Origin of the sequence: Marinoscillum pacificum (assembly GCF_024714495.1) — a bacterium.
In the GTDB taxonomy this organism is placed as follows: domain Bacteria; phylum Bacteroidota; class Bacteroidia; order Cytophagales; family Cyclobacteriaceae; genus Marinoscillum; species Marinoscillum pacificum.
On the sequence record NZ_JAMZMJ010000016.1, the window covers coordinates 22,880 to 46,775 of the forward strand.

The 23,896-nt window shown below is 39.3% G+C and carries 18 protein-coding genes and 2 tRNA genes; 8 read left to right on the plus strand and 12 right to left on the minus strand.

The genetic code is table 11. The features are described from left to right. Window positions 1–25: 25 nt before the first annotated feature. Window positions 26–1,213 carry an Nramp family divalent metal transporter gene (locus NXS00_RS23600; RefSeq protein WP_258101755.1) on the minus strand — a complete coding sequence of 396 codons (1,188 nt, stop codon included), beginning with the start codon at window positions 1,211–1,213 and terminating at the stop codon, window positions 26–28. A 59-nt stretch (window positions 1,214–1,272) separates the two neighbouring features. Here NXS00_RS23600 and NXS00_RS23605 point away from each other — a divergent pair, with 59 nt between their 5' ends. Next, window positions 1,273–2,547: a metal-dependent hydrolase family protein gene (locus NXS00_RS23605; protein ID WP_258101756.1), complete on the plus strand. Its 1,275-nt coding sequence runs from the start codon at window positions 1,273–1,275 to the stop codon at window positions 2,545–2,547. Window positions 2,548–2,597: 50 nt separating this feature from the next. Here NXS00_RS23605 and NXS00_RS23610 read toward each other — a convergent pair whose 3' ends face one another. Both NXS00_RS23610 and NXS00_RS23615 read right to left on the minus strand, forming a co-directional pair. Beyond that, window positions 2,598–3,437, minus strand: a complete 840-nt coding sequence (locus NXS00_RS23610; RefSeq protein WP_258101757.1) for a mechanosensitive ion channel family protein — start codon at window positions 3,435–3,437, stop codon at window positions 2,598–2,600. A 44-nt stretch (window positions 3,438–3,481) separates the two neighbouring features. Continuing rightward, the gene (locus tag NXS00_RS23615; protein WP_258101758.1) at window positions 3,482–3,844 is read right to left on the minus strand and encodes a hypothetical protein; all 363 of its coding nucleotides are present in this window, start codon (window positions 3,842–3,844) and stop codon (window positions 3,482–3,484) included. 286 nt (window positions 3,845–4,130) lie between these two features. Between NXS00_RS23615 and NXS00_RS23620 the strand changes: the two genes are divergently transcribed. Then, complete coding sequence (locus NXS00_RS23620) at window positions 4,131–5,573, plus strand: glycoside hydrolase family 76 protein (protein WP_258101759.1); 1,443 nt, start codon at window positions 4,131–4,133, stop codon at window positions 5,571–5,573. A gap of 40 nt (window positions 5,574–5,613) precedes the next feature. Here the strand turns inward: NXS00_RS23620 and rlmD are convergent, their stop codons facing one another. Further along, window positions 5,614–7,071 (minus strand): 23S rRNA (uracil(1939)-C(5))-methyltransferase RlmD, encoded by a 1,458-nt coding sequence (gene rlmD, locus NXS00_RS23625; protein ID WP_258101760.1) that lies wholly within the window; start codon window positions 7,069–7,071, stop codon window positions 5,614–5,616. Window positions 7,072–7,371: 300 nt separating this feature from the next. On the opposite strand from rlmD, the gene NXS00_RS23630 reads away from it, so the two are divergent. Then, window positions 7,372–9,933 (plus strand): T9SS type B sorting domain-containing protein, encoded by a 2,562-nt coding sequence (locus NXS00_RS23630; RefSeq protein WP_258101761.1) that lies wholly within the window; start codon window positions 7,372–7,374, stop codon window positions 9,931–9,933. Here NXS00_RS23630 and NXS00_RS23635 read toward each other — a convergent pair whose 3' ends face one another. Continuing rightward, on the minus strand, window positions 9,934–12,522 hold the full coding sequence (locus NXS00_RS23635; RefSeq protein ID WP_258101762.1) for a DUF5686 and carboxypeptidase regulatory-like domain-containing protein: 2,589 nt from the start codon (window positions 12,520–12,522) through the stop codon (window positions 9,934–9,936). It lies immediately after the preceding gene. Continuing rightward, window positions 12,503–13,663, minus strand: coding sequence for a trans-sulfuration enzyme family protein (locus tag NXS00_RS23640; protein ID WP_258101763.1), 1,161 nt, complete (start codon window positions 13,661–13,663; stop codon window positions 12,503–12,505). Before NXS00_RS23640 ends, NXS00_RS23635 begins: the two co-directional genes overlap by 20 nt. 456 nt (window positions 13,664–14,119) lie before the next feature. Here NXS00_RS23640 and NXS00_RS23645 point away from each other — a divergent pair, with 456 nt between their 5' ends. The 3 genes from NXS00_RS23645 (at window position 14,120) to NXS00_RS23655 (ending at window position 17,896) form a co-directional block, all read left to right on the plus strand. Then, on the plus strand, window positions 14,120–15,457 hold the full coding sequence (locus NXS00_RS23645) for an ammonium transporter (RefSeq protein ID WP_258101764.1): 1,338 nt from the start codon (window positions 14,120–14,122) through the stop codon (window positions 15,455–15,457). A 99-nt stretch (window positions 15,458–15,556) separates the two neighbouring features. Then, window positions 15,557–16,615, plus strand: coding sequence for an outer membrane beta-barrel protein (locus NXS00_RS23650; protein WP_258101765.1), 1,059 nt, complete (start codon window positions 15,557–15,559; stop codon window positions 16,613–16,615). 270 nt (window positions 16,616–16,885) lie between these two features. Then, window positions 16,886–17,896 (plus strand): glutamine synthetase beta-grasp domain-containing protein, encoded by a 1,011-nt coding sequence (locus NXS00_RS23655; RefSeq protein WP_258101766.1) that lies wholly within the window; start codon window positions 16,886–16,888, stop codon window positions 17,894–17,896. Window positions 17,897–17,969: 73 nt separating this feature from the next. On the opposite strand, the gene NXS00_RS23660 is transcribed toward NXS00_RS23655, so the two are convergent. Continuing rightward, the gene (locus tag NXS00_RS23660) at window positions 17,970–18,689 is read right to left on the minus strand and encodes an SH3 domain-containing protein (RefSeq protein ID WP_258101767.1); all 720 of its coding nucleotides are present in this window, start codon (window positions 18,687–18,689) and stop codon (window positions 17,970–17,972) included. 83 nt (window positions 18,690–18,772) lie between these two features. Here NXS00_RS23660 and NXS00_RS23665 point away from each other — a divergent pair. Both NXS00_RS23665 and NXS00_RS23670 read left to right on the plus strand, forming a co-directional pair. After that, window positions 18,773–18,845 (plus strand) — tRNA-Lys (locus NXS00_RS23665). Between the two features lie 90 nt (window positions 18,846–18,935). Beyond that, window positions 18,936–19,008 (plus strand) — tRNA-Lys (locus NXS00_RS23670). A 302-nt stretch (window positions 19,009–19,310) separates the two neighbouring features. Here NXS00_RS23670 and NXS00_RS23675 read toward each other — a convergent pair. From NXS00_RS23675 to NXS00_RS23695, 5 genes are all read right to left on the minus strand, one after another. Next, a complete protein-coding gene (locus NXS00_RS23675) occupies window positions 19,311–19,712 on the minus strand; it encodes a hypothetical protein (RefSeq protein ID WP_258101768.1) in 402 nt (133 codons plus the stop codon). A gap of 190 nt (window positions 19,713–19,902) precedes the next feature. Beyond that, on the minus strand, window positions 19,903–20,514 hold the full coding sequence (locus NXS00_RS23680) for a porin family protein (protein ID WP_258101769.1): 612 nt from the start codon (window positions 20,512–20,514) through the stop codon (window positions 19,903–19,905). Between the two features lie 87 nt (window positions 20,515–20,601). Further along, window positions 20,602–21,498, minus strand: coding sequence for a Cbp1 family collagen-binding glycoprotein adhesin (locus NXS00_RS23685; RefSeq protein ID WP_258101770.1), 897 nt, complete (start codon window positions 21,496–21,498; stop codon window positions 20,602–20,604). 257 nt (window positions 21,499–21,755) lie between these two features. Further along, window positions 21,756–22,328 carry a hypothetical protein gene (locus tag NXS00_RS23690; protein ID WP_258101771.1) on the minus strand — a complete coding sequence of 191 codons (573 nt, stop codon included), beginning with the start codon at window positions 22,326–22,328 and terminating at the stop codon, window positions 21,756–21,758. A gap of 170 nt (window positions 22,329–22,498) precedes the next feature. After that, window positions 22,499–23,857 carry a sigma-54-dependent transcriptional regulator gene (locus NXS00_RS23695; RefSeq protein ID WP_258101772.1) on the minus strand — a complete coding sequence of 453 codons (1,359 nt, stop codon included), beginning with the start codon at window positions 23,855–23,857 and terminating at the stop codon, window positions 22,499–22,501. Between the last annotated feature and the right edge of the window lie 39 nt (window positions 23,858–23,896).

Consider the following 23,896-nt stretch of genomic DNA (forward strand, 5'->3'; position numbering starts at 1 on the left):
TATAATCACCGAATCCGATTAATGTTTATAAAGCGGACCAGATACTTTTTATTCCTAAAGAAAGAGTGATCAAAATAATGATGATACCGATAATGGTGGTGCTTTTTTTGTTCGTGAACTGACCTAGTATGCTTGTCTTGCTCGAAAGCCAAATAATCAGTGCTGCAATGATAGGAAGCAGTAAACCATTGGCCACTTGTGCAAACTTGATGATATCAATTGGCTTGTAGCCAATAGATGAAAATATGGTGCCAATAAGTAGTATGCCAATCCAGGTAGCTCTGAATCCAGCATGTTTTGGATTGTCTTCCCAATTAAAACACCCTTGTGCAACATAGGCTGCTGCTAAAGGAGCTGTAATAGCCGAAGTAATTCCAGCTGCGAACAAGCCGATGCCTATTAAGTATTTGGCGAATGAACCATAAAGTGGTTCTAAACCAAGAGCTAAATCTGCGGCATTCTGAATGTTAGATTCTGTAGCGCTGGCAGCAGTGATGATGATCGATAAGGAAATAATACCTCCAATGATTACTGATCTTATCGTGTCCTTTTTGGCTGCTGCCAACTCAGTGTTATTCCAGTGATTTTTTGCGATAGATGCGTGTAGAAATAAATTGTATGGAACAATGGTAGTGCCCACAAGTGCCAAAATGATCAGCAGTTGATCGTCTTCAAAGGTGGGCAGGAGCATTCCTTTTGCTAATGAAATGATATCGGGTTGCGTAATGATGGCGGTAGCTAAAAATGAGATGCTCATTATGCCTACCAATACAATTAAGGCCTTTTCGATGATTTTGTAGCTTCCCGACCATAATAGGGCACCAGCTATGAGACCTAATAAAACTCCTCCGTAGGGAATAGGAGCAACTACTTTCAATCCAAAGACAGCTCCACTAATGTTACCAGCTTCATAAGCAGCATTACCAACGATGATAGCGCAAACCACAAGGCCTAATAAAAGGACTCTTATGATTGGATGCTTTACTTGACTCCTTAGTAATCCCGCTAACCCCATTTTGCTCACAATACCAAGGCGAGAGGCTATTTCCTGAAGAAATATGGTTGCCACTATTGAAATGATCATTACCCAAAGTAGTTGAAACTGATTGTTAGCTCCGGCGATTGTACATACCGTGACTGTGCCAGGACCGATAAATGCTGCGGCAATTAGTAAGCCTGGACTACCACCTTTATTGGTTTTTGGTTGGTTCATGTATTAGGATTGGTTGCATCGTCAAATATTGTTGTATTTTAAAGAAAAAAAAGACACCAATGAAAAACCTGATTATACTATTCATGCTTACCATTGCATGGAGCACTCAAGCCCAGCGCACTTTGATTTATGCTGGAAGAATGATCGATGGCGTAAGCGATAAAATGAAAACTGAACAAACTATAGTGGTGGAAGATAAAACTATAGTATCAGTTGAAGAAGGCTACACCAAACCAATGAATGGAGATCAAATCATTGATCTGAAGAATAAAACGGTGATGCCTGGACTAATAGATATGCACGTGCATCTGGAAGGTGAGACCAGTAAGGATGGTTACCTCAAAGAATTTACAATGAACCCTGCCGACATTGCTTTCGAGTCTGCTAAGCATGCCAAGACTACCTTGATGACCGGGTTTACCACAGTCAGGGATGTAGGGGGTTCTGGTGTAAATATTTCATTGAGAAATGCTATCAACAAAGGATTGGTCGTGGGGCCAAGAATTTATACTTCAGGAAAGTCCCTTGCTATTACTGGCGGGCATGCAGACCCTACCAATGGTTACAGAGAAGATTTGATGGGTGATCCATCTGCTAAGGATGGAGTGGTTAATAGTGTGGAGGATGCTAGAAAAGCAGTGCGTCAACGATATAAGAATGGAGCTGATTTAATTAAAATTACAGCAACTGGCGGTGTGCTAAGCGTAGCAAAAGATGGTGTTGGTGCTCACTTTTCTCAAGAAGAGATGGATCAGATTGTGAAAACTGCCTCCGATCTGGGTTTTCACGTTGCGGCACATGCACATGGTGATGAAGGAATGCAACGTGCGGTAAAAGCTGGAGTTAAGACTATTGAGCATGGTACGTACATGTCAGAGGAGACTATGAAATTGATGAAGGAGCATGGTGCCTATTACATCCCTACTATTACCGCAGGAATGTCTGTTGCTGAATTAGCAAAGATCGATGGATATTATCCTGCAATGGTTGCAAAGAAAGCTGCTGTGATTGGACCTCAAATCAGTAGTACTTTTTCTAAAGCGTATAAAATGGGAGTTCCAATCGGGTTTGGTACCGATGCTGCTGTGTACCCGCATGGAGAAAACTATAAGGAGTTTATTTACATGGTAGCTGGTGGAATGCCTGCAATGGAGGCTATCAAATGTGCTACATCAGTAAATGCTGAAATACTTGGAAAAAGTGATTTGTTTGGTAGCCTTAAGAAGGGCTTGATGGCCGACATTATTGCTGTGGATGGAAATCCGCTAGAGCAGATAGATGATATGGGCAAAGTATCTTTCGTTATGAAAGAAGGGGTTGTCTACATGGATTGAATGTGAATGATTTGAAATGAAAAAAGGCCTCGTTTGAGGCCTTTTTCGTTTTAGTCTTCTTTGTGAAGGTGAACATCCATTTGTGGGAAAGGAATGTTGAGGCCTTCTTTTGCGAATGTCTTGTAAACCTTCTCGTTCATGTCGAAGTGTACAGGCCAAAGATCAGCTGCTTTACTCCAGGCGCGAACTACGATGTTTACAGAACTGTCTCCTAAAGATTCCAAAGCAATAAATGGCTCTGGATCTTTGAGGATGCGCTCGTCTTCGTCAATTAGTCGTTTCAAAACTTCTTTTGCCTTGTCATAGTCATCGCCATAGGCAATGCCAAATGTCCAGGCATTTCTTCGTGTATCTTCCTGAGACAGGTTTGTCATATCAGAATTTGCAAGGCTGCCATTTGGTATGTAGACCGTCTTTTTGTCGAAAGTGTTGACGATGGTATAGAAAATTTGAATTTCTTTAACGGTACCTAGGTAACCTTTTGCGTCGATCACTTCACCTACTTTGAAAGGCTTTAGGAGCAGAATGACCACTCCACCAGCAAAGTTTTGCAAGGTTCCTTGAAGAGCTAAACCGACAGCTAAACCTGCCGCACCCAGAACTGCGATGAAGCTAGTGACTTCTATACCAACCATGCCGACAACAGAGATACCCAGCATGACTTTTAGAGCGATGCCCAGAAGCATCAATAAGAAAGGGGATAATGAAGGATCAAAATTTCTTTTGTCCATTGCTTTTCTCAAGCCATTGGTAATCATTTTGATTATCCAAAGACCCACAATCAGTACGAGAACTGCAAATATTACTTTTAGACCATATTCCATGACATACTCCACGATAATGTTGGAGTAATTGGTCGCGTCATCAAAAATCGATTGTATTTCTTCCATATATAAAAGGAATAGTTTTAGGCGTGTAAATGTTTAGACTTATCTCAATCTTCCGGAAACGGAATAAAAACAAAGTTAGTAAACTGCTGATCTACAATAAATAGGCAACAAAACTCATCTGGATCTTTATAGGCCTCAGAGAATGCTTTTTCTTCTTCTATCAAACCTCTCTGAATAAATTCTTCCATGAAAGAGGCATAATAATTCCACTCATTTTCCATTTTACCAGCTTCATAGAGAAGTTGACCAATGGGAATGTCTTCTTTAGAGACAGGAAAAACCGGGTATTTTGAAAATTCGCGTTTACGAATCATGTAACTAGCCTCTTTCAACTGTTCTGAAACTTTGACGAAATCAGCTGAAATTTTGCCAAGGTATTTCGGATCTAAAGTAGGGTCGTTTTGCATTTTGTCTTGTGTTTACCAGGTTAAGTACACTTATCTCTATGTATTTGTTCCAATATTGTCCAATAGAAATTAAATGTGCTTTTGGGAATTTGGTGCAAAAGTAGCGTGACCCTGGTTTCTATCAAATTTTAATTGTGTTGTTGATTTGATATTTGGCCGTTTGTCAAATGGTAAGGTACCACTTTTTCATTAAGCGTATAATTGACGGATAATTATTAGATTTGAAATTATCACTAACTGTTTAATGTAATTCTCTGTTAGCCCCCAACAGAATAGACCAAATCTGATGAAATTCAATTATAGAAAATTCTCGTTTCCAATCACTTGTCTGATATTGATTGGAGTATTTCTGGGGTGCAGTTCACCGAAAAAACAAACGCCTAAACACCTATCGCTATCTGAGCAAAACCTACTTCGATCCATCCAACTTGCTGATTCTGCTTTTGCAGCATACTTTGAAGGTGAGGAGATGAAGATGGCACGTTTTTACAACCCGCTAACCAATTCCCGTTCGGAAGAAGTAGGAAGTATCTGGATGTATACCAGTGCAATGGAGGCAGTTGATGCCATAATGCATGGACTAAAACTTCAGCATGAACATGGTAATGACTCTTTGTATAAAGAACACTTTGCTCGATTTGAAAACATTCTTGAAAAGCTATACACCAACGGTGATTATTACCTGGGCACATTTGAGCTGACTTCTTATACACAAACGAATGAGTGGACAGTCTATGGTGTAAATAGAGGAGGAGCTAAAGGAACTGCTGAAGTAGCAGGTGTGATGAATGTGTATGATGATCAGATGTGGCTTGCTCGCGAACTGATTGAAGCCTATCATTTGACAGGTAAAAAGAAGTTCCTGGAAAAAGCTGAATACCTAACGGAATATGTTTTGGACGGCTGGGATTGTACTTTTGATGAGTCTGGTAATGAGAATGGAGGGATTACCTGGGGGCCAGGTTACGTTACCAAACACTCTTGTAGCAATGGCCCAATGGTTAGTCCATTGGTATGGTTATCTGAGATATACGATGGGGCGCAAGATTCTATTACTTACCGCTACATCGATGACTCGGATCGGCAAACTCGAATATCAAAGTCAATGAGTAAAAGCGACTATTATTTAATGTTTGCCAAAAAAGTCTATAACTATCAAAAGGATCATTTGCTTCGCCAGGACAATGTATATGCTGATATGATGGGTGGTTGTACACCAGGTAAGCCAGAGTTAGAACAAGTTGATGGAGTAACTTATCGGAAAGGAATCACTTGTACAGATCCTGTAGGGGCGGCTATTTCATATAACAGCGGCACAATGCTTTCTGGAGGTATCGACCTCTTGCGTGTGACAAAAGATCAGATCTATTTGGAGGATGTAAAAGTATTAAGTGATTCATCCTTTGAGTACTTCACTGAGTTGGATAAGGATGTGACAGGATACTATTCCTATGAGATTACAGGGTTTAATGGATGGTTCAATGGTGTGCTGATGCGTGGGTATACGGATGTGTATTCGGAAAATAAAAGAACGGGTTATTATCTGGATACTTTTCAGCAAAACCTGGATTATGCATATGATCATTATCTGAAAAAAGGAATTTTACCAACCAATCTTTTGGCTGGCTGGAATTCTGATGATCAAGCTAATAATACAGAAGGGATGTTCAGTTTTGCACGAGCTGCTGAATATGCAGTACTCTCGAAGTATGAACTTGATAAAGAATAAAAGAAAAGCCTGTTTGATTTACTCAGACAGGCTTTGTTTTTTACACAGTTTTCTCCAGCAACACCACACTCTCCACATGAGCCGTATGTGGGAATTGGTCCACGAGGCTAAATTTGGTAATATGATAACCAGCTTGAGCTAACAAGTCAATATCTCTAGCTTGGGTTGCCGGATTACAAGAAACATAAACCATGCGCTCAGCTCCAAGATTGATGATTTTCTGCATCGTTTTAGGGGCTACTCCAGCACGTGCAGGGTCTAAGATGATGGTGCGGATTTTGTTTTGATATTGAGGATGTTCGTAAAGGAACTTGCCAACATCAGCCGCATAGAATTTGACGCCTTCAATATTATTTCTTTCGGCGTTTTCTTTCGCATTTTCAATAGCTTCTTCGATGATGTCTACACCCACTATCTGAGCGTTTTCGCTCTTCGAAGCCAGGATTTGTCCAATAGTTCCTGTACCGCAGAATAGGTCAAGTACGATGTTGTTATCTACAGTATCTTTCTTTTCTAAAGCGTAATCGATCACTTTGCTGTACAGCTTTTCTGCAGATTTAGGATTGGTTTGGAAGAAACTCTTCATGCTTATCTCAAAACTGAGACCAAGAAGTTCTTCTACGATTTTGTCTTCTCCGTAAACCAAATTGATCTCTCCTGTGGTGGCTATAGTTCGGTCACCTGTTTCGTCATTAGTGGTATGAAGTAGACCTGCAATTCGTGATCCAAACTGCTCTACCAGGAAATCTGCAAACTTTTGAATATTAAATCTGCCCTCTTCATCTGAAGTTGTGACCAGGTTGAATAGGATTTGATCTGTTTTGAATGACTTACGAACTACCAGGTATCTGAAAAAACCAGTTCTTTTTGGTCCGTGCCATGGAGGAAGACCGGTCTTCTCACAGTATTCTTTGATCAGCTTGAGTTTATCTTCTACTTCCTTATCAAAGAGTCCAGAGTCCTTTTTTAGATCATCTCCGCACCACCAGGTGCCTCGCTTTTTGAAGCCGAGCGTAAATTCATCTACATCTGTTTTAAGTTCGTGATCGTAGCCTATTGCAGAAAAAGCATATTCCATTTTGTTTCTATAATGGAAACCACTTGGAGAAGCGATAAATTCATCTAGAAGCGATTCTATGTTATCAACTTTTCCAATTCTTTTAAACAGCTCAAGCGTACTTTGCTTTTTGTAAGCATGCTGTTTTTCAATTGGTAATTTGATGTAGGGTGCACCTGGTATTTCCTGATATGGAATGGAAACTTCATCTTCAGAAGGAGTCAATACCTCTAGAAGTTTTGTTTCAGCATATGTTTTACTCGCTTTTTGGACTTGTGCTTTCACTAGTTGGCCTGGTAGCGTGTTGGGAACAAACACTACAAACTCGCCTAGCTCATTTCGAATACGACCAATACCTTTTCCGCCGAAGGCATAATTCTCAATTTTGATTTCGAGTATTTCTCCTCGTTTTACAAATTTGTTTGATGATCTTCTTGCCATATTCAATCTATACGTGGCCTGTTGTTAAATTTATTGTCTTGAGATTTGTAGAAGCGTTATCTGTACTTATTGTTTTTTAGTTTTCCCCTTGTCTCCCAATCAAGTACTCATGTGTTTAATTGTGAGAAATTTGAATTAGAAGAGGGAGGATTCATTAACTAGAATGTTGCTGCGAGATATCTCTATTCTTTTCGATAACTTTACTAGACTTCATTTCAGCGCAAAGCTAATAATAGTTTTGTCTGAAGGGTTGGGGTTCATCATGAAAAAGGTGTTCCTCTAATCTAGGAGAATCCAAAAATGAAAAAGGGAATACTATATCTGGGATTATTCTTTTTAATCCATTTGACACAAGCTTTCCATATAGTTGGTGGTGAGATTGAGTTTAGGACGTTGGGCGTTGGTCTTTACCGTATTTCCTTGATTCAATATAGGGATGCCGCGCAAACAGATAATACTTTTTTCGAATCCTCGATCGATGTGGTCATCTTCTCTAATAGAGACAATAGCCGCGTGGGTGAGTATTTTTTGGACAGAGTGTCAATTTCCGATGTTCCTTATTCTAATCAAGAATGTGCGATTGATGAGCTTAAAACATCTAAGGTTTTATTCTCAGCGGATGTCCAGTTGAATCCTGAGGACTTTGCTGATGAGGAAGGGTATTACATCGTTTATGAAAGATGCTGCCGTAATCATGTCATCAGGAACATTAATAATCCTGGTGATACAGGTATGAAATATGTGTTGGAAATTCCTCCTTTATGGAAAGATGGTAAAGAGTTTATTAATTCTTCACCAACTCTGCTTCGTCCATTAAGTGATTATGCTTGTGTAGATCAACTGTATTATACAGACTTTACAGGTGTTGACCCAGATGGAGATTCTTTAGCTTATAGGCTGGCTACGCCACTCAACAGTAGTGCACTTGCTCCTTACCCCCCAAAAACTCCCAAACCTCATATTGAGGTATCCTGGTCTTCTGGGTTTTCTCAGGATAGGATGGTGCCTGGTTCAAGACCTCTGGCTATCAGCAGTGAAGGTTTACTGACAGTCAATCCAAGTGAAACGGGAGTTTATGTGTTTTCTGTTATTGTTGAAGAATGGAGAGATGGAGTGCAACTCGGTGAAATGCAGCGAGATTTTCAGATGCTCGTAGTGGATGGTTGTAATCCTCCAGATCCACCTGTTGTAGGTGTTTCAATTCCTGACCGACCAAATTTTAATGTAGATACTGATATTTTGGAATTTACACTTTCAGATGATAAGTGTTTCGAGTTTGTAGTGACTAATGTAACCAATGGTGAAACGATCAGTTTGAAAGCGAAAGGAGTGAATTTTGATGGATATCTGGATGATGTATTCCAAATAACCAATCAAACTGTAACCCCTGGCCAGGATTCATTGATTATTGAAGTCTGTATGCCTGGGTGTCCACCTGTTCGGGATGGGCCTTTTATTGTGGATCTAATTGCCGCTGATGATGCTTGTCCGGTGCCTCAATTGGACACGGCGAGGCTGAAGGTAATAGTAGAACCACCACCAAATGAGTTTCCCACATTTGATGGAGTAATTGATGTTAGTTATACTATCAATGAAGGTGATAGTTTGCGAATAGATGTGGTAAGTAGCGATGCGAATAGTGATAGCATTGATTTTATGCTCGTTTTACAAAATGAGGAAAGCCCTGAAGATTTTGGGTTTGAATTGGTAACACAAACTCAGGAATCTGGTAAAACTACTGCTGAATTAGTCTGGCGAACGAACTGTCAGGATTATGATTTCTCTACTTACAACAATTTCGTGGTAGGTATATACGCGGAGGATTTAGATGATTGTGAGGTGCCTAGCCCTTCAGTTCAGTGGTACAATATGAACGTCATTCTTCCTCCAAATACCAGTCCGGTTGTGACTGCCGAAACTCAAGATTCTATAGCGATTACGCTTGGAGATGTGGTACGATTTAAAGTGCAATCAACAGATGCTGATATGGATCAAATTGATCTGAAATTGCTGGCAGATGGATTTACTCCAGCGAATATTGGTATGGTCTTTTTTGAAGTAGAAGGTAATGGGGAGGTAGAATCAGAGTTTAGTTGGGATACCTCTTGCAAGAATTTGCGCATTAGTGAAAACACAACTTACGAATTGGACTTCCATTCGGAAGATTATGATGAGTGTCAGGTAACCAATGCAGATTCAAAATTGATTAAAATTCACGTAATCGTTCCTCCAAATGAAAAGCCGGAATTCGAGTACTACGCTGATACAGTCATCTATGTGAATCAACTATTTGAAATGGACATCACTGCCTTTGATTTTGATTTGGGCGATTCTGTAACTGTTGACTTTTTTAATCCAGCCAGATTGCCACGTTCAGAGATTATCGAGTTCCCAAGGGAAACAGGGTATGGTGAGGTTACTTCTACTTTTAAATGGTTGCCGGATTGTTCTTTGATTGATTTTGGTGAAACATCGGCATTTTTTGAAATTCCTTTTATCGCCTACGATGACAATTGTGTAGGAGCAAGGTTAGATACAATGGCTATTCGTTTTGAGATTACCGAAACGCGAGAGCAGTTTAATCGATTCACGCCTCCTAATGTGTTTACGCCAAATGGAGATGGTATCAATGATGAATATTCATTGACTAACCTGCTAAACTCTGATCAAAATTTACCTATTGATAATTGCGATGATTCATTCCAATATTTTGTAGTGCATGACCGTAATGGTACAGAGGTATTCTACAGTGATAATCGAGAATTTTCATGGAAAGGGCTCAATGTAGAATCAGGTGTCTACTACTATTTGGTGAAGTATTCCATTACTGAATATAAGGGCTATATTCATGTGCTCAAATAACTAGAATCCTGCGCCAATACGAATTCCTGACCCGTAGTAATCGCCATTTCTAATTGCAGTAAAGTAATCAACTCGAATAAATCGAAGGATGTGTTCAATTCCTGCTCCAAATTCAAAATAATGACCCATTGTTGGCGTGGTTAGGTAGTTGGCGCTGGCTACTGCCTGTAGATTGAGTTTTTTAACGAATGGTATTTTATTGAATATAAACTCATTAAAATGATGCTCATAATGAGCCTCTGCAAACTTATCTTGAGTACTGAATCGATAATATTCCAGAACCTGAAAACGATTAATCACGCCCTGAGTGGTTAAGTACGTTTGGTTACCATTGAAGTGCTGGAAATCTGTAAAATACATTTGCTTCTTACCTACAAAAGCTCCCGTCCATATACTTAGATCACTTGTGCCCAACTGTCCCAGCATCATTTTGTGAGAAATCCCTGCTTTCAGTAGATGGTATTGAACATCAGCACCAAACACTGGTAGAGCTGATTTAGCATAAAGAAAAACATCAGGAAACTTAGAATCCACTATTATTTTACGGTCTGGACGATCAATGTATTTCTGATTCAGCCTGATGCGTAATCGAGCGCTAATGCTGTATGCTTGATATCGAGGGAAGTCAGTTGTGCCAATTTCTTCGTTTGTAGGTGCATTCGGAGTAAAATCTCTGTTGAACAGGTTATAGGTTGCAGTATTATATATCTGCTGTCTATCCTCATATTCCATTCTTCCGGTAAAAAGCAGGCCATTCGTCACTTCTCGTTGGTAAATGAAATACCCAAAGTGCTTTTGGTAAGATTTTGCATAGTTCAGTCCTCTTATTAAGGTGAAATAGGTATTGTTGATATACGAAATAGGATCCTGGTCATTCAGCTGATCAATAAATCGACCACCAGCTACCTGTATCATTTCTCGTTTCTTTTGATTGAGCATTTTTAGCCCTTCAATCTTGGCCTGGAGCTGCTTGTTGTCAAATCCATACCTCAGTGTTGGCATTATTCGATAATTGAAATATCGATCATTTCTTTTTTGAAACGCTATTGGCAGGTTGATAGCAAGTCCTTCTACAGAGTTGTACTGCACCAGTTCTTTGAGCGTAGGGAAGTTGATGTATTTTCCTTCGTAGCTGTTGTAATGTGTGTAGCCAATTAATGAGATGTTCGAAAATTTAAACTTGTTTCTAATTTGATCAACAGAGTCTTTGTAGGCTTTGGACTCTTTGATTGCTCGAATGGAGTCTTTTTGTTGATAATCTACTTTCTCTCTAGTTGTCAACGGAATAGGACGGACTCTCGCCCAGTACGCTGAATCTCGATCATTCGCTTCTTCCTCTACTACGAGAATGGCATTGGAGAAATCCTGTTTGGTAAATAAAGGAGGCTCATCCATTTTAACGATGATGTCATTTTCTAGAGCTTCAGGTTTTTTTGGTTTGATGACATCTGGTTGAGTTTCTTTTGGTTTCTCTTTGGGCTTTTCTTCTGCCTCTTCTTTTTTCTTTTTATCGCTTACTCGACGTTGGTAGTAGTTGGGTTGTACTTTGTAATTTCTGTAAATAGCTGTGAAATGACCACTTCCTTGAAAGCCAAAGGCTTTGAATTTGAACGTAAATCGTTGAGATATTGGCATCCAGATATCATTGCCTACAGGTGCATACACCTGGTTGAAAGTTAAAGAGTCCAGGAATTCAATGCCATTAGACTTGGTGGTTAGTACATCCACACTATAGAGTCTCCAACTATCTTCTATGATATATAGGTAGCCACTAAAAACAGGATCTGTACTTCGTTTGGGGATCACTCTTATCTTGTTGATGTAGAGATCATTTTCAATAATTGTGCCTGCCATTTTATAGTCATAATATAAAAAGGCATTGTTCGCTAAAGGAGAAATAAATGGTCGCTCACTGATTCCTTCTACAAAAAAGCTATTGTCGTAAAGGTTGATCAGCATCTCAGATGCCTGGTTGTAACTGAAAGCATTATTGTTTCCGCTTACTTTAGAGGAAATCATGATTTCATTGACCTTGTCAGGATGTTGGTATTTGATTTTGGAAACAGACTCTGATAAATAAACGATTCCAGTATCTATATCGATGGTCATTCCCAGAAGGCTCTTTGGTTTTTTGTCGAGACGCTGAAGTCCTTTTACGTACACATCGGTAGAGAATGCGGCTATTTCATCTCGGTAGTATTTCCTTTTTTTGATAGCGTTTCGAATGATTTGTCGGGCGTGATCTTTCTCTTTTGCAGATACGATGACTTCCTGCAGGACTAAGGCTTCATCTGCTAGTTGAAAGTCCAGCTGAATGGTGGAAGAGGTGCTAACTTCTATTTGTTGCGATTGGCGCTGATATCCTACGAATTGGGCTACAATGTTTCTCGTCCCAGCTAGTAAAGAGAGTTGGTAAAAACCATCAGCATTGCTCGTAGTGCCGTTGGTGGTTCCTTCTTCATAGACAGTAGCAAATGCCAAAGGATCACCATTGCTGTCGGTGATCCTACCCTTGACAATGCCAGTATTTTGTCCAAAACAAAAGCTGCCCAAGAAAAAAATAAAAATACTAAATAGTATTAAGCGCATTGGTTAAGTCTTCAATCAGTGATTCAGAGCTTTCCATGCCTATATACAATCTTATTCTGTTGACCAGCGTGTTGGGCTTGTCATAGTTTAGTGAGCTCATAGTAGTTACAGCAGGGAAAGCTAATGATTCAAAGCCACCCCACGAACAACCTAACTTGAAACGTTTCAATGTGTTGCAAAATTTTTCCGTTGCTTGAAAATCTTTTGTTGCCAAATCGATTGTCATAAGGCCACCTGCAGCCTTTAGATATTTGTCTCTGAGCTCAGGTTGGGGATAGTTTTTGGAATGTGAGAATATCACTTTTTCAACTTTTGGATGATCCTCAAGAAAATCAGCAACTATTAAGGCGTTTTTAGTAACTCGTTCCATTCTCATGTCTAGAGTTCTCAGAGAGCGGATCATTAGCCACGATTCAAAAGGAGATAAGATGCCACCAAAAGTCATGTACTCACCTTGAAATATTTGATCGAATATCGTTTTAGATGTGCATAGAACTCCTGCTACCATGTCAGCATGTCCACTTAGATATTTTGTAGCAGAATGAACTATAATATCAATTCCATATTTGGCAGGCTGCTGATACAGAGGTGAGGCACAGCTGTTATCCATAATCGTAATGATGCCTTTTGATTTGGCATAAGCTGTAATTTGTTCAATGTCCTGCATTTCATACGTCCAGGAATTTGGACTCTCCAGGTATATGAGGGTAGTGTTGGGCTGACAACTATCTATGATGCCTTGGCTGTCACTAGCATTTACATAGGTGGTAGATACTCCAAAACGTGATAATGTTTTATCAAGCAGTTTCTTTGTCCAGCTGTAAGGATTCTCTACGCAGACGACATGATCTCCGGATTTTATTTGTGAAAATACGGCTGCAGTAATTGCTGCACTTCCACTCCCAAATACTAAAGCTTCTTCTGTCCCTTCCAAAGCTGCCAGTTTTTGTTGTAAAATGGCTGTCGTTGGATTAGCTCCGCGTGTGTAAAAGGGTATTTTGTCTTCGTGTTGCAACGATTCAGACATGTCTTTCAGTGTGTTGAAAGTGAAGTTGCTTGTCTGATAGATAGCAGGTGAGGCTGGAATATTGTCAAATGCTGTGCCCTCGCCTAAATGAAAGAATATTTGGTCGTTATCCATTTAGCAAAATTATATCAAGTAGCGTGGAATGCTAGAAATGTTATTTTGACGGTTTGAAGATTGTTTGAAATATCGTCAGAACTGGTGATTCAGAATAATATTCTGATAAAATGTTATATAATTGATAAAAAATCAGAATTAGGTTAAAACCATTTAAAAATATTTTGAAAAATATAATAATTACAATATGCTTAAGTAAAATGCCTATACCGAACACCTGATTATTAAATTGATAATTTTCCTAAGCTTAAATAATGAATGTTACAAAATATCTTGCAAAATACCCTTGATTTGGGTGTGAAAATCCAATGTTTCTGCAAAGTTATGTTTTGATAATTAGTGATTAAGTTTCTTAATTTGGAATTGATGAAATGAGTAATGTGCTCAGAATCGTCATGACTGAACAACTAATAGACGTTTAGTAAAAACATTTCAAATCTTTAAAAGCTTATGAACATGATCACCAACCTATTGATGATTGTACAAGACTCGGTGGCCGTAGCAGAAACAGTAGCTGCTGAGGTACCTGAGGTTGTCGAGACAGTCGCTGCAGCGGCTACAGATTACAGTGCAGACATCACAGCAAACTTGCTGACTGCAAACAACATCTGGATGATGTTGTCTACTGCGCTAGTATTCATTATGCACCTTGGTTTTGCAGGTGTAGAGGCTGGGTTTGGCCAGTCTAAAAACACAGTGAACATTCTTTTCAAGAATACACTGACTCCTATCATTGGTATTCTTACCTATGCATTGGTAGGTTTTAACCTAATGTATCCTGGAGACTTCAATGGTATCTTCGGATTTGCTGGTTTCGGTCTTGAGAATTCAGTGACAGCTGATAATTCTGCGGACTATGCAAGCGCTGGCTACACTTACTGGACGGACTTCTTGTTCCAGGCAATGTTCGCTGCTACAGCTGCTACCATTGTATCGGGTGCAGTTGCGGAGCGTATCAAACTTAGCTCTTACTTAATTTTCACCTTAATCTACGTTGGATTGGTTTACCCAATTATCGGTAGCTGGAAATGGGGTGGTGGATTCCTTGATGGTCTTGGATTCTACGATTTCGCAGGTTCTACACTAGTTCACTCTGTTGGTGGATGGGGAGCTCTAGCAGGTATCATGATTCTTGGGCCAAGACTTGGTAAGTATGTAGATGGAAAAGTAATTGACAAGCCAGGTTCTTCTGTTCCTTTGGCTGTAATAGGTGTATTCTTATTATGGTTAGGATGGTTCGGATTCAACGGTGGTTCTGTGCTTTCTGCTGATCCAGGATTGGTATCATTTGTATTGGTAACTACTTCATTAGCAGCTTGTGCTGGTGGTCTTGGTGGTTTCGTTACAGGTTACATTGCATTCAAGAGACTTGATCTTGGTATGGTGCTTAACGGTATCCTTGCTGGTCTAGTAGGTATCACTGCTGGTGCAGATGTAATTGAGCCAGGAAATGCCATCATCGTAGGTGTTATTGCAGGAGTATTGGTTGTAATCTCTGCGGTTACATTAGATAAATTTAAATTGGATGACGTAGTAGGAGCAGTTTCTGTTCACTTGACTTGTGGTATCTGGGGTACGCTAGCAGTAGGTTTCTTCTCTACTAATCCTGATCATAGTGTAGTTTCTCAGTTGATCGGTATCGCTGCTTGTGGTGCTGCTGCATTCATCTGTGCATTCTTGATCTTCATCGTATTGAAAATGGTTGGAGGAATTAGAGTTTCCGAAGAGCATGAAAAAGAAGGTCTTGATAGTCACGAACACGGTATCAGAGGATACACTATCATTTCTGAATAATAGATCAAAAACATAAAGGCCTCTGAGTACTAAGGCGCCAACCAATAACACTTCAGAGGCCAAAATTTCCACAAACCTTATTTAATCGAATTAAAGCTTATGAACACTTTTACAAAATTAACAAAAAGACTAATACTACCAGTATTGTTCTTGCTTGGCGTAGCTACGGTCCAGGCACAGGACGAAGATGAAGCTGCTGGCTTCTCGTTTAGTGGTTCTGTTGATACATATTACAGAGCAAATCTTAATGCTCCTAATAAATATGTTGATTTGGATGGTGATCCAGAAAATGGTGCTGAATATTATCAACACCCTGGTACTTCTTTTGCGAATCTTCCAGGCTTCTCGTTAGGTATGGCTAATCTAGTTGCTGGCTACGAAGGAGAGAAAGTCGGATTTGTTGCTGACCTTGTTTTCGGTCCGAGAGGTATGGAGGCAGTATTTGGTTCTCCGTTTGGATCGTCAAGTATTGTGAATCAATTGTATACCTACTGGAATGTATCCGACGGATTTACGTTGACTTTCGGTAACTTCAATACATTCCTTGGTTACGAGGTGATTTCTCCAACAGCGAATTTCAATTACTCGACTTCTTACATGTTCTCTTACGGTCCATTCTCTCACACAGGTTTGAAAGCTGATATTGCTTTGGGAGAGGCTAGTTTAATGTTGGGTGTATTTAATGATACTGATGTAACAGAATTTAACCCGAATAATCACTATTACGGAGGAGCTCAATTAGGAATTGCAGGTCAGTACTTGAACTTATTATTTAGTGATGACTATTTCCAGATTGATTATACCGGAGGATTTGATGTGGCAGATGCTACTTATTTAGGGATTAATGCTACTTACAATAATGATAACTTCATTGGTGCGGCTCTTTACCTTCAGCAATCATTTACTGATGATTTCAGCTTGGGCCTAAGAGGTGAGTACTTTCAAGATACAGGGCTAGGTTTGCTAGCTGAAGATGATTCAGTTTTTGATCTTACTTTATCTGCCAATTATTCTGTAGGTCCATTGACTTTTATTCCTGAAGTGAGATTAGATGCTTACAGTGATGATTATGTGTTGACCGAATTTGATAGTCCAACTGACTTTGAGGTTGGAAGCTCATTGGCTGCATTTACTTTGGCTGCAGTTTACGCTTTCTAAGCTAAATTTTAGCTAGAAAAGCATTAAAATATTTCAATATCCCATTTCCAATTCGAGCTAATCGGGTGGAAATGGGATTTTTGCATGTAGAATTGTGATTTTTTTGTTCGATTGATAATCATTTGTAATTAATGATGAAAATCGTTTAATAATTCATTATTTTTTTTAAAATTTGTAATAGGCGCTTAACATTGAAAATGTTCAGTTTTAGCGCTGTTTTGTTAGAAAATTTTTAATCGTTCACTTAATTAAAATATAAACCAGAAGAAAATGGCTAAGTCAAAATTGGAGTACATCTGGCTTGATGGTTATAAGCCAACTCAGTCTCTAAGAAGTAAAACAAAATTGGTTGATGATTTCAGTGGAAAACTAGAAGACCTAAAAGATTGGTCTTTTGATGGAAGTTCTACTGAGCAAGCTGAAGGCGGATCTTCAGATTGTATCTTGAAGCCAGTGTTTGTATGTCCAGATCCAGCAATCAAAAACGGTTGGTTGGTGATGACAGAAGTATTGAATGCTGATGGTACTCCTCACGAATCAAACGGTCGTGCCCTTATTGATGATAAGGACGATGATTTCTGGTTTGGTTTCGAACAAGAATATTTCATTTGGGACAATGCTACTAACAGACCTATCGGATTCCCTGAAGGTGGATTCCCAGCTCCACAAGGACCATATTACTGTGGTGTAGGTGGGCAGTTTGTTTTCGGTAGAGAAATCAAAGATGAGCATTTAGAGCTATGTATCGAGGCTGGTCTTGATATCGAAGGTACCAATGGTGAGGTAGCTGCTGGTCAGTGGGAATTCCAAATCATGGCAAAAGGTGCACAATCTGCAGGTGATCAAATCTGGGTTGCACGATATATGTTGGAAAGATTGACTGAAAAATATGGTCTTTCTATCAACTACCATCCAAAACCACTAGGTCAACTTGACTGGAATGGTTCTGGTATGCACGCTAACTTCTCTAACTCTTTGATCAGAACTGCTGGTTCTGAGGCTAAGATCAAAGAAGTATGTGAGGCATTCAGAGGTGTTGTAGCTGAGCATATTGCTGTATACGGTGCTTATAACGATCAGCGATTGACTGGTAAGCACGAAACTGCTGCGATCACAGACTTCTCTTACGGTGTATCTGATAGAGGTGCTTCTATTCGTATTCCTCTTTTCACTAAGAACAACGGATGGAGTGGTTATCTAGAAGACAGAAGACCTGCATCAAATGCAGATCCATACAAAGTAGCTGCTAGAATTATCAAAACTGTAAAAACAGTTAAGTAATTATAAATTATTGCATAAGTTAAAAGCCCTGTGTTGCAGGGCTTTTTTTGTGTCTTTACTTTTCTTTCAGAGATTATAATTTTCTTACATTCTTATTTCGGATGTAAGCTTCAGAATCGTTCCAAATGATTTTGGACCAGAGTTCGTCTGTTTCTAGAATAGTCACCTTGTTGCCCAGGCCGATGGCCTCAATTGGCTCAGCACCAGCAGATGGGCCTGACATCAATATGGACTGATCCTGGTTGATGATTCCTTTGTCTTTGATGAAGAGCTCATTGTTGATAGCTAAAAGCGCTATTAGAGCTATCAGTTGAACACCTAAGGAGATAGCAGGACGTTCGTCTTTCTTGGTCTTTCTAAAACTATAACCTAATATGAACAGTGAGAATGCCATTAAGCAAAAGCTGATCTCCATTTGATATTTACGAATGAAGTTTTCGAAGAATTTAAAATCTGAATATTCATAACCCGATAGATTATGTTCTTCGGCGATCTCTCTCATTTTAGTCAGAGCATCTCTGTCAGAGGATTGTAAATAATACAGATTTAGGTAGTAGAGTGCATTAGCATAGTTGCCCAGACCTTCCTGAATGAATGCCATGCGGGTCAGCATAGCAGGAGAGGCCTGATTTTCATTGAAAATTTTCTCATACGTCTCGTAAGCTTCAGTGTATTTTTGATTCATAAAAAGAGAATCCGCAGTTGATAATTCGGTCTTTTGAGCGAAGGCCGAAGAATGAATCAATACAAATGCGACGAGTAGGTAAAGATTTCTAATAAAAAACTTATTCATGGGTTGTATTTTGAGAATAACCGGCTTAGTTTTGCAACCGCAATTTAAGGAAACGGCCTTAGAAATTGCAATTTTGACGTCCTGATTCGCTAGCTCAGCTGGCAGAGCATCTCCCTTTTAAGGAGAGGGTCCTGGGTTCGAGCCCCAGGCGAATCACACTAGCTTCATTAATCGAAATGAAGCTTTTTTATTTTCTTGTTGCTGTTTAAACTTATTCATTGGTTCATAGTTTTTATAGCTACGTACGATTCGCTAGCTCAGCTGGCAGAGCATCTCCCTTTTAAGGAGAGGGTCCTGGGTTCGAGCCCCAGGCGAATCACTTCAAGCCTCAGCAATTTTTTGTTGAGGCTTTTTTATTTTATTGATTTTGTAATAAATCCTCTTTTAAAAGGTTCGAACCCCAGTCTACATAGCAATGCTCGTGCGCTTGGGTTTACGAGACCAAATCACCTTTCGCCCACCATTATTCGTAGACGCATTTTAGTGACTTTTGATCGTCAAGATAACGAGGAAGGTTCTCAGCTGGTTATATCAGCTGATTATTTTAACAAAAATTAATCTATTTTCAGGAAGTACGAGCTTAGTGATCTTTGTGGAAGTAGATTTAGAGCTATACGAGGATTAGTTCTGTTGTTTAAGCCATTCTAGTGCTTCTGTCGGATCTTCAAAGAGTTGTACTTTAAGATTAATTCTTTCGTATGCTTCAATCACCTTATCCATTTCTGGGTCGCTTTCAGTGGATGACTTTACAATGGCCCAAAACCTCCATCCACAAGCTAAGACTCTTGGATTCCATTCGCTAATTGCCCATTGAACATCTGCTTGATCAACACCGGTATTGAGCCGGTCATCAGAAAGGTATTTTTGGCATCTGTAGGCTTCGAAAATTTCCGCAGACGCATTCAATGTATTCTGGAATGCATCACCGTTTATATTGCCTTTGAACTGATGGTGAACAATTTTCTCTTCCGGATAAAACCAGACAGTTGATTGATCGTGATCTAAAATAGTTTCTTTGTGCATGACTGAGATAGTTTGTACCCTCAATGTATACTTCTAACATTTTATTGTAGAGAGTATTCGTTTATTGGTAAGGAAAGGAATGTAAATAGTCGAAATTAACGGATGGGATTATAAAGCAAAAGCCTCGATCCTTAAGTCGAGGCTTTTGTTGCCTTGCGGCAAATCTATAGTTGATTTGAATTAGGTTCGATTAAAAATCAAATCCTACATAAAGTTGTAAAGCCGAGTTCTTAGAGTTTTCTGTTGCTTGACCTGCTACTCCATCTTGACCAATTTCCTGGAAGCCATAATTATATCGTACGCCAAGAATTCCAGTTGGGAAATCAAATCCTACACCTGCAGCTATTCCTGTGTCTAGTGTGTTGAAATCGTCTCTATCAAGTTCTTCAATATCATTAATGTTTCCTCTATCGTCAACATCTTTCACATTGGCTCCAACAAGGAATCCCAGATATGGGCCGGCGTGTAAGTTGATAGGGCCAAATTTGACTACAGCCAGTACAGGTACTTCTAAATAATTCAGGTTGAATCGGTATTTTCCCTCTCCTTGTAAAAAATTATCATATTGAATTTCCGAGCCCTTTTGTGTAAAAAGGAACTCAGGCTGAATGGCAAAATTTTCTGTAATATCAGCTCTGTAAAAAGCTCCGACATTAAAACCGATTTTCATGTTTTCATCATCTACATCCTCTACATATAGATTGGTGAAGTTAGCGCCACCTTTGATACCTGCTTTTTGAGAGAAAGCCATAGTAGATGCGAATGCGCAAAATGCTGTTAGTATTAGAATCTTAAATTTCATAATGGTAATAGTTATTTAAAGTGAGTTGTTATTTAAATGAAAGCGTCGCCCGGCTGAGGGCAAACGCTTTCTGCTGGTTGGGGTCCCCTAGCTTTTTACTGAAATCACTAAGTATTTAGAGATTTTCCAGAATTTAGCTGGATCAGTGACCTCCAGATATTTTACTTTTCCTTCTTCACCGATTAGTTTGTAGCTATCAGATGGGTGCTCTGTAACGATCTCCACCTTATCACTATCTACATAGAATTTTTTGGTGTTTTGTATGTCAACCTCGGTGAATTTAGTCTGCGCTACATCTGCTTGCAACTCGGTAGTTCTTCCTAACCAAAGGAATCCTCCTTCTTTAGTGATCAATCCTTCATCACGCAGTTTTCTTTCTGTATCTACGGCAAAGAATGCTGTGTTTAGATCATTTTCTCTTTCAACAAGCTCTTGATTTTGAACTTCAATTGTTTCAGTTTGTAGCTGAACTCTTGTTACCAAAGATTTTACTTCAGTATTTAGTTCTGCGATTTGAGTGTCTTTCATTTCGATCTCCTCTTGCAACTTGGCAATTGCGGTTTCTCTATTTTGAAGATCAGTTTTCATGTTTTTTACTCTGCTTTTGAAAGCATTCAATTCAAAGTTTGAATTTTCAAGCTGACCAGATAATGAAGCGATTTTCGTGTTTGCATCGTCTATCAAAGCATTGATTCTTTTCAAGTCGTCAACCATTTCATTTTTCTCTTTGGGAGAAAAATCTCCAGAGCTGTTGGTTACAACCAGATTTTCTTGTTGCTTGATATCGTCGATTTGCGCTTCTACTTCAGCCATTACATTCATGATGTTGTTGAAAGCTGAGTCTCGCTCTTGCAACTTATACTCCAGGCTATCTGCCTGAGCTTTCAATTGCTCTCTTTCTTGTTTGCCACATGATGTTAATCCAAGGACCGTAGCCATTCCTATGGCAAGTCCACCTATAAGTGATTTATTATTTGTTCTCATAACTATGCTATTTATAGTTCAAATACTTGTTTAATGTTCTTTCTATCTATCCACGGATCTATTTTAGCGTGGGGGATGAAAGTAGATTTTAATCGTTTTGGGAAACTTTTCCCAGATGATGCTTTATACCTTTTAAGTGTAAAGACTGTGATAAATAATAATCCCAAGGTGATATATACTAATGCTAGAGCTTCCATGTGAGTGAGTTTTTATAGTGAAGTTATTCTTGGCTCAAGCGTGGTTGAATGCTTGATTTTTTAGAACGCGAATTTTACTCCTAGTCCTGGGTCAAGTGCTAGATAAGCATCGCCTCTTGTGGTTACTTCTAAAAATGGTTTCACGTCAAGACTTACTGCTATTGGCACTTCATTGATTTTGTATTCAATACCAAAGATTCCATCTACACCGATTCCGAAATCTCCTTCATTTCTTCTGTATCCTCTGTAGTTTTCGTAGTAAACCCAGTCAGATTGAGTAGCAATGTGTCCACCAAAACCATAGTACCAGTTTAGTCCAGCTTGATCAAAGGCGTTCACGTAGTTTTCTAATAATACGGTTACCGAAAATGCGTCAGGATAAAAACCTACAATACCTTCTACGGCTCTGTTGGCTCTGGTAAAATGTTTGATAGTAAGACCTGAAGTCCCAATACCTCTGATACCAATTGCTGTGTTGTATTTATATGATTGAGTTGATAAACTCTTATATGGATTGTTGGCGAAGGTGTAAGGCTTGGTAGTCTCTTTTTCGTTACCGTTTCCAGTAGCGAATGCACTTGCTGTTCCAATGAATAAAGCTGCTGCGAGTGATAATAGTTGTTTATATTTCATGACTTCATTTCTTTATTTGATAAGTCATGTTGCCAAACCTGTGCCGGATTTAGAAAATATTGTAACTAATTGATAGTCAGTGGGTATAATTTGATCTTAAATGAAAAAGTCTCCCAATTTGAGAATGCCATTCTCAAAAAAGGAGACTTTTCAACAAGTTATGAGAACGATTAATCTTGTTGCTCTTCTTCTCTTTTCAACATACGATAAATTGTAGACTGTCCAATGTCTAAAAGTTGAGCTACTTTCTTGATGTCATTGTCATGATTTTTCAGATACATCTTTACGATGCGCAACTCATAGTCACGCATGGTCATTTGTTCGTCAAAGATGTCTGTCACTGGATCTGCTTGAGTGAAAGAGATGTCCTCGGCTGAAATTTCGTCGCCATCAGCCATGACTGCAGATAGTTCTACTATGGACTTAAGCTCACGAATGTTTCCAGGGAACTGATAAGCCATTAACTTCTTAAGCGCATCTTTACTGAAAGTTTTTTGTGCCATGCCATTGTCTTTGCAGAAGCCTTCTACAAAGTATTTAGCTAATATGATTATGTCTTTGTCTCTATCTCTCAGAGGAGGGAGCTCTACAGGAAGTCCGAATAAACGGTAGTACAAATCTTCTCTGAACTTGCCGTTTTTCATTTCTTCGAGCAAGTTTCTGTGTGTTGCAGCTATAATTCTACAGTCCACTTTCACAGATTCAGTACCGCCCACCCGTGTTATTTCTCGCTCCTGTAGTGCTCGAAGTAATTTTGCCTGTAGCTCAGGAGCCATTTCTCCAATTTCATCAAGAAACAATGTGCCTCCATGAGCCTGCTCGAATTTCCCGGCATGCCTGTTGGCAGCTCCTGTAAAAGCACCTTTTTCATGGCCGAACAGTTCACTTTCCGCAAGTTCTTTAGGAATAGCACTCATATTCACAGCTATGAAAGGTTTTTTAGCTCTGTCGGAGTTATAGTGAATTGATTTTGCCACCATTTCCTTACCAGTACCTGTCTCTCCATTGACTATTACAGATATGTTGTTGGTAGTAGCCTTTTCCATCATCTGGAACACCTTTTTCATAGGGGCGCTCTGACCAATGATAGATGATTGAAAATCATACTTGCGTTCTACCTCAGACTGTAAATTTTGGATTTGTGTCTTTAATGAAGAATTCTTCCGAATATGCTGAACTACATTCAGAAGCCGATCTCTAATATCTTCTGTTTTGGTAATGTAATCGTAAGCTCCGGCCTTCAATAGCTTTACAGCCGTTTCTATTTCATTTTGCTCTGAGATAATTAATACTTCGATTCCCGGATCGTAGGACTTTATCTCTTTCAAAAGTTCTTCCCCGTTTCGGTCCGGTAGCTTGTAATCAAGGGTTACAATGTCTGGCTTGTTCTTGAGTTGCTTAAGAAAAGCTTCGCCCGAGTTAAAAACTTCTACCCGATAATCAGGGTTAAGAGTCAGGTTGTGGTGGAGAAGCTTTCTGTACCAGTCATCGTCTTCCACGACGTATATGGTGAATGGTTTGTCGCTCATATAGTAGTTAGACTAAAAAATGTTATTGCTGATATAACA

Excerpts from the sequence above, each read along its gene's own strand:
- NXS00_RS23660 (WP_258101767.1), bottom strand. The coding sequence starts at position 18,689 with ATGAATAAGTTTTTTATTAGAAATCTTTACCTACTCGTCGCATTTGTA.
- NXS00_RS23655 (WP_258101766.1), top strand. The coding sequence starts at position 16,886 with ATGGCTAAGTCAAAATTGGAGTACATCTGGCTTGATGGTTATAAGCCA.
- NXS00_RS23645 (WP_258101764.1), top strand. The coding sequence starts at position 14,120 with ATGATCACCAACCTATTGATGATTGTACAAGACTCGGTGGCCGTAGCA.
- NXS00_RS23690 (WP_258101771.1), bottom strand. The coding sequence starts at position 22,328 with ATGAAATATAAACAACTATTATCACTCGCAGCAGCTTTATTCATTGGA.
- NXS00_RS23685 (WP_258101770.1), bottom strand. The coding sequence starts at position 21,498 with ATGAGAACAAATAATAAATCACTTATAGGTGGACTTGCCATAGGAATG.
- NXS00_RS23600 (WP_258101755.1), bottom strand. The coding sequence starts at position 1,213 with ATGAACCAACCAAAAACCAATAAAGGTGGTAGTCCAGGCTTACTAATT.
- NXS00_RS23605 (WP_258101756.1), top strand. The coding sequence starts at position 1,273 with ATGAAAAACCTGATTATACTATTCATGCTTACCATTGCATGGAGCACT.
- rlmD (WP_258101760.1), bottom strand. The coding sequence starts at position 7,071 with ATGGCAAGAAGATCATCAAACAAATTTGTAAAACGAGGAGAAATACTC.
- NXS00_RS23680 (WP_258101769.1), bottom strand. The coding sequence starts at position 20,514 with ATGAAATTTAAGATTCTAATACTAACAGCATTTTGCGCATTCGCATCT.
- NXS00_RS23615 (WP_258101758.1), bottom strand. The coding sequence starts at position 3,844 with ATGCAAAACGACCCTACTTTAGATCCGAAATACCTTGGCAAAATTTCA.
- NXS00_RS23620 (WP_258101759.1), top strand. The coding sequence starts at position 4,131 with ATGAAATTCAATTATAGAAAATTCTCGTTTCCAATCACTTGTCTGATA.
- NXS00_RS23630 (WP_258101761.1), top strand. The coding sequence starts at position 7,372 with ATGAAAAAGGGAATACTATATCTGGGATTATTCTTTTTAATCCATTTG.
- NXS00_RS23635 (WP_258101762.1), bottom strand. The coding sequence starts at position 12,522 with ATGCGCTTAATACTATTTAGTATTTTTATTTTTTTCTTGGGCAGCTTT.
- NXS00_RS23610 (WP_258101757.1), bottom strand. The coding sequence starts at position 3,437 with ATGGAAGAAATACAATCGATTTTTGATGACGCGACCAATTACTCCAAC.
- NXS00_RS23675 (WP_258101768.1), bottom strand. The coding sequence starts at position 19,712 with ATGCACAAAGAAACTATTTTAGATCACGATCAATCAACTGTCTGGTTT.
- NXS00_RS23650 (WP_258101765.1), top strand. The coding sequence starts at position 15,557 with ATGAACACTTTTACAAAATTAACAAAAAGACTAATACTACCAGTATTG.
- NXS00_RS23640 (WP_258101763.1), bottom strand. The coding sequence starts at position 13,663 with ATGGATAACGACCAAATATTCTTTCATTTAGGCGAGGGCACAGCATTT.
- NXS00_RS23695 (WP_258101772.1), bottom strand. The coding sequence starts at position 23,857 with ATGAGCGACAAACCATTCACCATATACGTCGTGGAAGACGATGACTGG.